Raw genomic sequence first — 11,927 nt, forward strand, 5'->3', positions numbered from 1 at the left:
TACATTATTATAGAATGGAGTTGTTCTTAAACAATTTATCTAGCGTACCATTGCGATGCATCTCTAACACAATATCACATCCACCAATAAACTCTCCTTTTACATATAATTGAGGAATAGTTAACCAATCTGAAAACTGTTTAATACCTTGCCTTAATGCTTCATCCTGTAATACATCATGGTCTACAAAATCCACGCCTAAATTTTTTAAAATATGCACAACCTTTGCAGAAAACCCACACTGAGGCAATTTCTTAGACCCCTTCATAAACAACACTACACTATTTTTATCGATCTCATCTTTTATATACTGAAACATTTTATTATTTGACATAATCCACTAAAACAATATTTAATTATCAATATTTAATTATAAATAATTTATTTTTACTATAAAATCCGTACAAGAATTTTGCTATTGTAACAGCTATCAAATCAATTTAATATAACAATCTATCATATAACAAAAGTATAAATGAATTTTAGTAATAAAATAAACCAAATTTTTCAGATTTTCTATAATAATAACCCAAATCCGAAAACAGAACTATATTTCAACAACAAATTCACATTAGCTATAGCGGTTCTACTTTCTGCACAATCAACAGATATATCAGTTAATAAAGTTACTCAGAACTTATTTAAGGAATATAATTCTCCTTCAAAAATACTTCAATTAGGAGAAACAAAACTAAAAAATTATATAAAAACTATAGGTTTGTATAACACAAAAACTAAGAATATCATAGCTCTTTCAGAAAAATTAATAGAAAAATATAATTCAGAATTACCTTCTGAATTTACAGAGTTGATATCACTACCAGGTATAGGTAGAAAATCTGCAAATGTGATATTAAGTACGGCGTTTAACCAAAATAGAATAGCCGTGGATACTCATGTTTTTAGGGTGTCTCGAAGATTAGGAATATCTAGTGCAAATAATCCTCACAAAGTAGAAACAGATTTAGTAAAGTTAATAGACATAAAATGGATAAAAAATGCACATAATTGGCTGGTTCTCCATGGTAGGTATGTGTGTAAAGCAAGGAATCCACTATGCCCTGAGTGCTGCGTGAATAAGTATTGTAAATACTTTAGTGAAATCAAAAAGGTAAAAAGTAAACAAAAAACTCCTTCAATTAATAATGATATATAGAGAGAAATGATGCAAAATAAACATAATACCGATATTATGGATCTACTAAAAAATTTAATATATTTTAAATCAGTAAATGCAAATTCACATGATATTATACAATACGTAGCAGATATACTAAAAAATGCAGGATTTACATGTGATATCAAAATATTTGGAAATGAAAATACCAATGAATATCCAGTCTCAAACCTATATGCAGTATATGGCAATACTTCTCCTAATATATGTTTTGCAGGGCACTTAGACGTAGTACCAGCTGAAAATGAAGAATCATGGATCGCCAACCCATTTACGCTAAACATTATAAAAGATAAGATATACGGTAGAGGAATAGTGGATATGAAAGGCAGCATAGCTTGTTCAATAATTGCCGTAATAAAATTTCTAAAAATTTATAGGTTAAAACAAGGAAGTATAAGTTTTTTAATTACAGGAGATGAAGAGGGTAAAGCAATAAATGGAACAGCAAAAATGCTACACTACATAAGCGACAAATATCCGAAAATAAATTTTTGTATATTAGGAGAACCAACAAGTCACTTATATGTAGGAGATACCATAAAAATAGGTAGACGCGGTAGTGTTAATTATCACCTTAAAATTATAGGAAAAGCAGGCCACACAGCTTATCCTGAATACGCTATTAACCCTATTAATATTCTGACTAAAATTAGCACCGCATTAATTAATATAACAATTGATTCAGGATCCAATTTTTTTGATCCTTCAAAACTAACAATCAGTGCTATACATACAAAAAATAATGCGTATAACGTTATTCCGGAATATATTGAATTACTATTCAATATCAGATTTAATGACTCACAAAATATAGAAAGATTAACAGAAAAAGTTGAATCTATTATTAAACAATATTCTAATCGATATGAATTAAAATATTCATCCAATGCGGATGCATTTTTACAACCAATTTCAAACAATGTCCAAAAATTTCTAGATATACTACAAAAAATCACAGGTAAAAAACCCAGCATTAGCACTTCAGGAGGCACATCTGATGCAAGATTTATACATAAATTTACTGAAGTAGTAGAATTAGGTCTATTCTTCAATCAAGCCCATCAAACAAACGAATCTTGTTATATAAAGGACTTAGAAGAATTATATATGATATATTTTAAATACCTTGAATACATATTTAACTGAACATTGATATCCTTGCTGTATTTATAGTTCAGAGATGATAAGATCAAAGATGGCAGGTGATATACGGTTGGAAACAATATTTATAGACCACTGGCAGACAGTACGACACTCAAAGGTAAACTCATTATAAATTTAAATTCTATTGATACAGATTTTGTCTCTTCACTATCCTTTTTGTCAGATCATTTATTAAAAAATCAATACCTTTATCAAATATTACATGATTGAATTCAGCTCGGTGAGAATTAATAATACTAACGCCATCCGTTACTACATCTATTATCTTATAGGTATTTGTACCACTTATTTGGTGTACAATATAGTTAACTCCAATATTAGCAGGGGAAGAAGCTTGACGCCTAGGTTTAAATAACTCAGTAACTACACTAAATACATTGTCACCTATTTTAATAACTTTTTTCATATTCATCATTTCTCCGCTATAGTAAGAGCCAAGTTCTGTATAAACTATCACCATAAATTTCTTATATATATCTAAAAACTCCCGAACTTTATCATCAGATAACTCTCTTTTATGTGCTCCGAGGACATAAATACCTATCCACTCAGTATCTAAATTTTCAGTTACTAAATCCTTAATAGCCAAAATTAATTCCTGATCAGTAAGCTGCTTATTATTAAACAGTACATACCCTCTCTTAATCAAATTTTCTACATAAGATGTGATCTCTGAATCATTCGCATTAGCAACACTCCATGCAAAAAACATTACTAAAAAAGGCTTCAAAATAATTTTTATGTAATGCACCATAACAAGCCTTATTTGATAATTTAATACAAAATACATATTTAAAATAACACAACCATACAGCATTATAATATAAAAATTACTAACTAACAATGCGTATGTTCAATCAATCGATATATCGGATTAGAATTAAACTGACTATGTTACAAATATCTAACTATATTTTTTTCTATCAGCTTGAAGTATCATGAATGTAGCTGGCATAATAATCAATATACCATAAATGGTAGATAAATTTGGTATCTCATTTAATACAAAATAAGCAATCACTGCAGATATAAATAGCTCAATATATCTATAAGGTGCAAGAGCACTTACATCTGTTTTAGTAAATGCCTTAAACATACAAAAAATCATTAAATTAGAATTAATCCCTAAAAGAAAAAAAGATACAATATCATAGATGTTAGGGGGTGCCCAATGAACTAAAGCAAAAGGAAAAGAAACTAAACTAGGGAATAAAGAAGAATAAAAAATTACAGTAATAAAAGAATCCATTAAGATAAATTTTTTATTGATTATATCTAACATAGCAAAAGATGCCGCAGATAAAACAAAAACAACAATAATCAGCTGAAATTTAGCGCTTCCTGGTTCAAGAGTAACTATTAGCCCTAAAAACACTACGCATGTCATAATCAATCTTGTATATGATATCTTTTCTTTCAATACGAAAAAGCTGAAGACTAAAGTGAAAATGGGTATGGTAAAACTAATAGAAGTAGCAGTACTAACTTTGATTATAGAAATGGCATAATTCCAACTAAAAATCCCAATTGCAAGTAATCCGGATCTTAATATATGTATATGCATAACATTAGTTTTTAAAATTCCCATTCCATTATAGAGAATGAATGGAGCCAAAGTTATAGCACAGAATAAAAACCTAAAAAATGTCATCTGGGAAGTATGGAAATATGAAGCAATATGCTTAGACAAAACATCATTGACCGCACTTAAAAATATACTAAAAACAAACCACACAACTCCTAATAAATATGGATTAGTTGGTACAAATTTCTTCTCTAATATAAATGTTGGTATAAATTTTTTCATTAACATAAACAATGCGCGCAATTAACCTTCTAAATTTAAATATAATAATACAGAGCAAATTTTTCGAACCACCTATTCTATATTCCAATAGGTAATAAAACAAACCACAAAACCGCTCTAAGACCCAGAAATAGATAGCACGTACAGATAAACAAGGCGCAATAAAAGGAATAAAATAACACATACAGATAGATCCACCCGACCATGAAGTTTACAATACTTTATTATTGTAATCAAGTAATTTCTGTCCATAAATAAATGCAAGAAAACATAGAATGATTAATTACTACAATCCAGCAACATATATAATAACAGTTACTATACCAATACTACCACAATATATTTAACAAATGTTTGATCCCGAAATAATATACCAAAAGGAAAAATATTGCAACTATTATTCCAATAATAGTAATCAAAATACCAATAATAATAGCTATACCATCGCGATTAATCAATCCTATAGATATTACAGCCACTCCCAACGCCGGTATAGCATTAGTAAATGGCAATGGTATAGCAATAGATAAAGAAGCAATAAAGCATAAAATGCCAGATATTTTTTGACAATATGGAGAATTTGGATACCGCATCCTAGGTTTTATGTAACGCTCTATAAACTTAATTATAGGGATAATCTTATTGCATATAGTGATAAGAGTGGAGTTTTTAATTTTATACTTACTAAGTATACCAGGCAATTTTATTGTTTTACTCCCAATTATCATTTGATAGGATAAAAACAATAGTGGAATACCGACTACAGTAGTAAAACCCGGCGGGTAAGGAAGAGGTATCCCTATAGGGAGTGAAAATAAAATTAGCGGTAATAATATGCTATTATCACTTAAGCTTTCTATCAATTCATACACAAATGTAGTAGCATTTGGGTCTTTTGCTGTTAACTCAGACAAGCTAGCTGAAGCCTTACTGATGTACTTATTACTATCTTGGTATAACATTATAAATCTATTATAAGCTGAGAACAGGAAACATTATCTAGTAGAAAATGCATAAAATCAATATAAAAATTCAATTTAATTAATCAACCATTAATAACAGCTAACTAAAAATATTCAGGTCTAATATACAAGGGACATGATCTGAGGGTCTCTCCCAATCTCTTGCCTCACACAATATTTCCATATTTTGTATAGAATTTTTTAAAGAATGACTAACCCATATATGATCTAATCTTCTTCCTCTATCAGATTTTTTCCAATCACGATTCCTATAACTCCACCAACTATATAACTTATTGTTATAATCTACGAAATGCCTTGCTGTATCTAAAAATCCGCACAAATTTTGCAACCGAATTAACATATCTCTTTCAACATCGGTATGGCTTACCACAAATTTTAATGCTTTACTAGACCATACATCCTGAGCATAAGGAGCGATATTTAAATCACCTAACAATATTATTTTATTATTACTAAATCTATTACGAATAAACCAATCCATCATTAACGTAATAAATGATAATTTATGATCAAATTTAGTATTAATTGCAGCATCAGGTATATCACCACCAGCTGGGACGTAGAAATTAAATATTTCTATATCCTCTATTGTTGCTGAAATATGCCTTGCATCTTGATTATAAAAAGTTAATGAAAAAACATTTGTAAGGGGGTATTTAGAGGCAATAGCGACTCCGTTATAAGATTTCTCTCCTTTAAACACAACATATTTGTATCCCATGGCCTGAATTTCTGCTAATGGAAATAAAGGATCCACTACTTTAGTTTCTTGCAAACAAATTACATCGGGCGATCTAAGCTTGATAAATTTATGCAATAATTTAATCCTAGCATGTATTGAATTAATATTCCAAGTAGCAATTTTAAGCATTATAAGTAATTAATATCTAATATTTCTAAAATATTTAATTTATACTACACAAGAAAGTTATTCTTGAAAAGAAACTGATAACACTAGTATCTCTGTAATAAATTATCAAAAATTTTTTTTGCAAAGCGCAATAATTTTGCTTCTGGAGTTAAATTTTTTATTGCCCATTTATTAATCCAAGGCTCTGCTGTTTGCCAAATATTCATTTTTGGATCTAAAATCTTTCCTATACCTTCAACCACTAACATAGTTTTTTGTAACATTAACAATTTTGGCTGAGTTTCCATACCAAATTCTTCTGTAATTTGAAATAACTGAGTCAATAACATACCAACAGAAATATTACAAATTTGCTTTGACACTACAGGTTCTGCTATTGCTCTACAACTTTGAGCGAACAGTACAAGGCTAGTATTATAGGGTATATAACCTAATTTATGGTGTATTTTAGCTACTAGTAGATAATCCCTGCGTAAAAATGCGTATAAAATCTCTGCTACTGCTATCCTATCTTTATCATCTAAGACACCAATAATACCGAAATCTACAAGAATAATGCGACCTTCATATGAAACAATAATATTCCCTGGGTGCAGATCTGCATGAAAAAACCCATCTCTATATGCCTGATTTAAAAATATTACTGCAATTTTTAGAGCTATTTCTGAAGGATCAATCTTATGTTTTAACATAAGCGATCTATCATAAATAGAAATACCATCAACCCATTCCATTACCAAAATATTGGATTTAGTAAACTCCCAGTATATCTTAGGTATATAAATACTAGTATCATCTTTAAAATTTTCATCTAATTTAGATGCAGATGCAGCTTCTATCCTTAAATCTAGTTCTGATTTCATAATATGACGAAATAACTTAATCACTTCAACTAACTTTAATCTTTTAGATTTTGAAACTAATTTTGTAATAATACAGGCTAAATATTCCAAAAAAGATAAATCTCTCTCATACAATAACAAAATGTTAGGACGTAATACTTTAATAGCTACATTCTCTCCATTAATTAATATTGCTTTATGTACTTGCGCAATTGAAGCAGATGCAACTGGTTCATCATAAAACTTAGAAAATAGCAAATCAATTTTTGATCCTAAGCCCATTTCTATCATAGATCTAGCAACTTCACTACTAAATGCAGGCAAGCTATCTTGTAAAGATCTCAGTGCTTCCGCGATATGCTCACCTATCAAATCTGGTCTAGTAGATAAGGTTTGACCAAACTTTATATAAATTGGGCCAAGAGATGTTATAAATGAGTGTAATCTATGTACAAAATCTTGCTTTGGCTTAGTAAAAAAATTTGTTGGATAACAAAATATTAGAAAGAAAAATCTTAAAAATCTTAAATATCTAGGTAAAATATGATGTTTATCAAATAAAATATGATGTTTTTCTGCAAAAAAACATATCTTAAACAAGAGTAATATATTATGGAAATGGCTCATAATAGACTATCTAAAAAAATCATAAAACTAAAACGCTATACTAGCATATGTGTGTGGTACAGAAGAAATGTAATATTTTGTAATAAATCTAAAAATAAACTGATATAATTATCGTGATACCTCTATTCATTAACATCAGTTATAAATATCAGTCAATCTATAATTTATAGCCGTAATATATACTAGCAATACCAAATGTTAAAGATAAATAATTGATATTAGAAAATCCTGCATTATGTACTAAAGTTTTAAATTCCTCTTGAGAATAAAAAGACTGAATAGTTTCAGCAAGATAAGTATATGCCGCCTCATTGTTTGCGATACATTTTCCCATTTTAGGTATTACATTAAGTAAATATCGATTATATATTTTACTGATATAGTCTTCATTATCAACTCTATTAAATTCTAAACACAAAAACTTACCAGTAGGTTTTAGTACTCTGTAAGCCTCATTTAATGCATCTGTCACTGAAGCCATATTACGAATGCCAAATACTATTAAGTAATAATCAAAACTATTATCTTCAAATGGCAATTTTTCTCCATCTGCCAGTATAATATTAAAATCACTCAATATATTTTTATCTATAGCTCTATTTCTGCAAATATCCAGCATATTATCATTAATATCGCACAAGGTGATAGAGGGTTTTTGTTTAAGCTTTTTGGCTAAATTGTGGATACGAAACGCTATATCTCCTGTACCTGCGGCTACTTCTATTATGGTATGATTAAAATTCGGTATCATAGATACAAATTTATATTTCCAAAATCTATGCATACCAAAACTCATAATATCATTCATCAAATCGTATTTATTTGATATATCAGAGAAAATGTTATAAGTCAGATTTTTCCTTTCTTTATCAATAATCCCTGCAGAATTAGAGTCATTCACCATACCACCCCAATATAAATTAATTGTTATACAATCTAATTATGTAATAATATTTTAATTATATACCCCAAAGATTTTTATTAAATACCCAACCTTTATAAGAATTGCAACAAATATAACTCATTATTTTATCGGATTTTAAAAGGCTACACCTTAATTTTGGAACAAGTTTAGCAATCACAGAGGCTTCTTCATATTTATTAGAAAACATGTCACTCTCTATATTTACTATAACGAATCTGCTATTAGAAACCAGATTAGAATGTATCCATCCAGTTGCATTTTCATAATCTTGAATCTGAAACCAATGATTATACATTGCTATAATTCTTATAGGTTCATTTTTTTTTATGAATTGCCATATTACTGGTGAATTAATATTAGGGCCTTGTCTTACATTAGCGTTATTACACTTAACGCTAGCAAATTTTGGAATAGAAGATACGGCATGATACACTGAACCATTACATGGATATACATACAAAACGAGAAAAAAATATAAATAATATTTGCTAAAAAAATTAATCATTTTGATCTAATTCAAGTAAACTATCTTCATTAAGGAGACCAACATAATTACTTAATCTGAATTGTTTTTTAATTCTATTCATCTCATATTCACTTACACCTACAGATTTTAGTACTGCATTCCCTAACTGCAACCCTAGTTCATAATCTTGAGGAATAATAATATTAGCACCAGCACTATAAAAGCTATTTGCTTCCTTCAAATCCTTTAATCTGATTATAATATTGAGTGATCTAGATTTAGCATTGATGACATTTAGAAATTTCTTAATGGTTATTTCATTCTTCATAGTGATAACCATTATAATTGCTCTATCAATACCCAGAGCTTCCAGAGTATCTATTTCAAGGATATTACCTTTAAATATTGTAATCCCATTTTCTTTTTCTTTATTTACTATTTCATCATTAATATCAAGAACAGCGTAATTATGAATATTTTCTGCTTCTAACACTCTAGCTACTAATTTTCCAACTTTACCAAAGCCTCCGATAATAACATGATTGCTTAAATCTCTTGTAGCATTTTTCATCACCTGCAGTGGTCCTGCTTCTTTATTAAATTCAAAATATTCTACCAATTTTTCTCCTATTAATGATAATAAAGGTGTTAAAGCCATTGAAGAAGTAATCACAGCTAGCAACACATTTGCAGTATTTTCTTCTAATATTTGATACTCAATCCCCATACTAAACAAAATGAAACTAAACTCTCCACCCTGTGAAAGCAACAAACCAGTTCTTAAAGCTACTAGATAATTAAATTTAAATAACATACATAAACCAGTAATAATGGATGCTTTAACTATAATCAACCCTAAGCATATAAATAATATTAAATGGAACTGCTGATATATTTCTACAACTTCTATCTTCATGCCTACACTCATAAAAAATAGCCCCAACAACAAATTTTTGAATGGCTCAATACTTTCTGCTGCCTTGTTTCTAAAATCTGTTTCAGCAACAAGAACTCCTGAAATAAAGCCTCCAAGAGCTAAAGATAAACCACAATAATAAGTACCAGCTGCAGCTGACAAAGCTATTAGCAGAGTGATAGCTATAGGCAACTCACTACTCTCATTATTTAAAGGCTGAATAAAGCTAAATAATGGTCTTAACAAAAATCTGCCAGAAAACATTACAATAAGTGCAGACCCACCAGTAATAATAATTTCTTTAATATTTACTATTAATCCGATATTATCAGAGCCAGCGCCTTGGTTAGATAAAAAAGGTACTATTACTAATAAAGGAATTACTGCTAAATCTTGTAATAACAGTATTGAAATAGCCACCCTCCCCACCTGTAATGACTGAATTTTTTTTTCAAAAATCACTTGCATAACAACCGCTGTAGAAGAAAGACTCAACCCACCTGCAATTATTATAGCTATATTATGGTCTACATCCCAAAATAACATTGTTATACTTACAATTACAACAAAAGTAATGATAACCTGCATAGAACCAAGCCCAAATACATATCTTCTCATGGCTTTAAGCCTTTCTAAAGAAAGTTCTAATCCTATAGCAAATAACAAAAATACTATGCCAAATTCTCCAAAAGATCGTGTTTGTTCGAAATATACTATATGTAATCCATGATCTCCTAATATTGTCCCTGCAATTAAATAGCCAAATACAGGATTCAAGTTCAATTTCTGAAAAATCGCAACTATGAAAACTGATACTGCTATCAAAATTATTATCGTAAATAATATATTATTTTCCATTACCTAATTCTAAATTTGCTACTTAACTAAATCCAGATAATATTATTTCATAAGAATTAATATTAAATTAATTACTAGTGTACATAGAAATATAATCTTTATCAATTCATATTTAAATAAGAATACAAATGAATTTATATTCTAAAACTTAAGATTGTATAAGATATTCATAAGCGAGTATAACCAAAAATATGTTTTTAATAAGTTCATAAAAACTCTAGACACATAAATATATTAGCTAATAGAATTTAAATCTAAAATCAATTTTATTATTAAAAAATATGTACTAATATGTATTGAAATCACATAATTATATAAAAATGCAAAATAAAAGAACAATCTTAATTACAGGAGCATCAAGTGGTATAGGAAAAGAATTAGCACTACAATACTCTAGCCATAAAGATAAACTATTATTATTTGGTAGGAATAAAAAAAGGCTAATAGATGTACAAGCAGAATGTACTAACAATGGAGCCGAGGTAGAAATTTTTATTGCCGATGTCAGAGATCAAGAAGATATGAATAGGCTAATATTGGATATTACTAAAAATAATACAATAGATATAATAATAGCATGTGCTGGCGTATCATCCAGCACAGCAAGATCTACAAATTTCACAGAAAAAATACACGAGATATTGAATACTAATATCAACGGAGTACTCAATACTATTCTACCCTATATCCCCTATATGATCAAAAATTCTGCTGGAAAAATAGCGATAATCAGTTCTATGGCAGGATTAATTACTTTCTCAAATTCTCCTGCGTATTCTGCAAGTAAAGCTGCAATAATTAATTTTACTAAAACAATGAGTCAATGTTTAAAGCGATATAACATTAAATTATCACTAATATTACCTGGATATATCAATACTCCAATGACAATAAACAAAAATAAATTAATCTGTAATATGCTCTCAACTAAGTTAGCAGCAAAGAAAATAATTAAAGGCATCCACCAAGAAAAAAAAATTGTAATATTCCCATATAGCCATTATTTGCTTATTAAGATGCTAAATTGCCTACCAAACAATATTTGTTATTATTTATACAATAAACTGAATAAAAAAAATACTATCTTGTAATATTCCACATGATTTTGACTATACTCTAATCCCAAACAAATAATAATGCATTACTAATATCAGTATAAAAATAAAATCTATTATGAAAGATTTTATGGCTATACATATATTTTACCAAAGTATAGATCAAGTTCTTTAGTTAATAAGTTATATATGTATTTATATCTATATAGCAATTAATTATTATATTGTAA

At 28.7% G+C, this 11,927-nt stretch carries 12 protein-coding genes; 3 read left to right on the forward strand and 9 right to left on the reverse strand.

The features are described from left to right. Positions 1 to 7 precede the first annotated feature (7 nt). A complete protein-coding gene (gene grxD, locus IHI24_RS02880; RefSeq protein ID WP_194966560.1) occupies positions 8 to 334 on the reverse strand; it encodes a Grx4 family monothiol glutaredoxin in 327 nt (108 codons plus the stop codon). Positions 335 to 475: 141 nt separating this feature from the next. Here grxD and nth point away from each other — a divergent pair, with 141 nt between their 5' ends. Both nth and dapE read left to right on the forward strand, forming a co-directional pair. Beyond that, positions 476 to 1,156, forward strand: a complete 681-nt coding sequence (nth, locus tag IHI24_RS02885; protein WP_194966561.1) for an endonuclease III — start codon at positions 476 to 478, stop codon at positions 1,154 to 1,156. 9 nt (positions 1,157 to 1,165) lie between these two features. Further along, complete coding sequence (dapE, locus tag IHI24_RS02890) at positions 1,166 to 2,326, forward strand: succinyl-diaminopimelate desuccinylase (protein ID WP_228777147.1); 1,161 nt, start codon at positions 1,166 to 1,168, stop codon at positions 2,324 to 2,326. Positions 2,327 to 2,465: 139 nt separating this feature from the next. Here the strand turns inward: dapE and IHI24_RS02895 are convergent, their stop codons facing one another. The 8 genes from IHI24_RS02895 to IHI24_RS02930 all read right to left on the reverse strand — a co-directional run bounded on the left by IHI24_RS02895 (position 2,466) and on the right by IHI24_RS02930 (position 10,642). Beyond that, positions 2,466 to 3,098, reverse strand: a complete 633-nt coding sequence (locus IHI24_RS02895) for an MlaC/ttg2D family ABC transporter substrate-binding protein (RefSeq protein ID WP_194966562.1) — start codon at positions 3,096 to 3,098, stop codon at positions 2,466 to 2,468. Positions 3,099 to 3,248: 150 nt separating this feature from the next. Next, the gene (locus IHI24_RS02900) at positions 3,249 to 4,157 is read right to left on the reverse strand and encodes a DMT family transporter (RefSeq protein ID WP_194966563.1); all 909 of its coding nucleotides are present in this window, start codon (positions 4,155 to 4,157) and stop codon (positions 3,249 to 3,251) included. Positions 4,158 to 4,480: 323 nt separating this feature from the next. Further along, positions 4,481 to 5,113, reverse strand: a complete 633-nt coding sequence (locus tag IHI24_RS02905; RefSeq protein WP_194966564.1) for an exopolysaccharide biosynthesis protein — start codon at positions 5,111 to 5,113, stop codon at positions 4,481 to 4,483. Between the two features lie 100 nt (positions 5,114 to 5,213). Further along, entirely contained in the window at positions 5,214 to 6,008 is a 795-nt protein-coding gene (gene xth / locus IHI24_RS02910) for an exodeoxyribonuclease III (RefSeq protein WP_194966565.1), read from the reverse strand. A gap of 83 nt (positions 6,009 to 6,091) precedes the next feature. Next, positions 6,092 to 7,480 (reverse strand): 2-polyprenylphenol 6-hydroxylase, encoded by a 1,389-nt coding sequence (gene ubiB, locus IHI24_RS02915; RefSeq protein WP_194966590.1) that lies wholly within the window; start codon positions 7,478 to 7,480, stop codon positions 6,092 to 6,094. 154 nt (positions 7,481 to 7,634) lie between these two features. Continuing rightward, positions 7,635 to 8,381, reverse strand: a complete 747-nt coding sequence (locus IHI24_RS02920) for a class I SAM-dependent methyltransferase (RefSeq protein ID WP_194966566.1) — start codon at positions 8,379 to 8,381, stop codon at positions 7,635 to 7,637. Between the two features lie 55 nt (positions 8,382 to 8,436). Next, entirely contained in the window at positions 8,437 to 8,907 is a 471-nt protein-coding gene (locus tag IHI24_RS02925) for an SH3 domain-containing protein (RefSeq protein ID WP_194966567.1), read from the reverse strand. Beyond that, a complete protein-coding gene (locus IHI24_RS02930; protein ID WP_194966568.1) occupies positions 8,900 to 10,642 on the reverse strand; it encodes a cation:proton antiporter domain-containing protein in 1,743 nt (580 codons plus the stop codon). Before IHI24_RS02930 ends, IHI24_RS02925 begins: the two co-directional genes overlap by 8 nt. A gap of 320 nt (positions 10,643 to 10,962) precedes the next feature. Between IHI24_RS02930 and IHI24_RS02935 the strand changes: the two genes are divergently transcribed. Further along, positions 10,963 to 11,733 (forward strand): SDR family NAD(P)-dependent oxidoreductase, encoded by a 771-nt coding sequence (locus IHI24_RS02935; RefSeq protein WP_194966569.1) that lies wholly within the window; start codon positions 10,963 to 10,965, stop codon positions 11,731 to 11,733. Positions 11,734 to 11,927 lie beyond the last annotated feature (194 nt).

This window comes from Rickettsia endosymbiont of Cardiosporidium cionae (assembly GCF_015476335.1).
In the GTDB taxonomy this organism is placed as follows: domain Bacteria; phylum Pseudomonadota; class Alphaproteobacteria; order Rickettsiales; family Rickettsiaceae; genus JADHZC01.

What these genes read in the sequence shown, in the direction of transcription:
- IHI24_RS02905 (WP_194966564.1), bottom strand. Translation starts at nt 5,113, where the DNA reads ATGTTATACCAAGATAGTAATAAGTACATCAGTAAGGCTTCAGCTAGC.
- IHI24_RS02925 (WP_194966567.1), bottom strand. Translation starts at nt 8,907, where the DNA reads ATGATTAATTTTTTTAGCAAATATTATTTATATTTTTTTCTCGTTTTG.
- dapE (WP_228777147.1), top strand. Translation starts at nt 1,166, where the DNA reads ATGCAAAATAAACATAATACCGATATTATGGATCTACTAAAAAATTTA.
- nth (WP_194966561.1), top strand. Translation starts at nt 476, where the DNA reads ATGAATTTTAGTAATAAAATAAACCAAATTTTTCAGATTTTCTATAAT.
- IHI24_RS02920 (WP_194966566.1), bottom strand. Translation starts at nt 8,381, where the DNA reads ATGGTGAATGACTCTAATTCTGCAGGGATTATTGATAAAGAAAGGAAA.
- IHI24_RS02900 (WP_194966563.1), bottom strand. Translation starts at nt 4,157, where the DNA reads ATGTTAATGAAAAAATTTATACCAACATTTATATTAGAGAAGAAATTT.
- grxD (WP_194966560.1), bottom strand. Translation starts at nt 334, where the DNA reads ATGTCAAATAATAAAATGTTTCAGTATATAAAAGATGAGATCGATAAA.
- IHI24_RS02935 (WP_194966569.1), top strand. Translation starts at nt 10,963, where the DNA reads ATGCAAAATAAAAGAACAATCTTAATTACAGGAGCATCAAGTGGTATA.
- xth (WP_194966565.1), bottom strand. Translation starts at nt 6,008, where the DNA reads ATGCTTAAAATTGCTACTTGGAATATTAATTCAATACATGCTAGGATT.
- IHI24_RS02930 (WP_194966568.1), bottom strand. Translation starts at nt 10,642, where the DNA reads ATGGAAAATAATATATTATTTACGATAATAATTTTGATAGCAGTATCA.
- IHI24_RS02895 (WP_194966562.1), bottom strand. Translation starts at nt 3,098, where the DNA reads ATGGTGCATTACATAAAAATTATTTTGAAGCCTTTTTTAGTAATGTTT.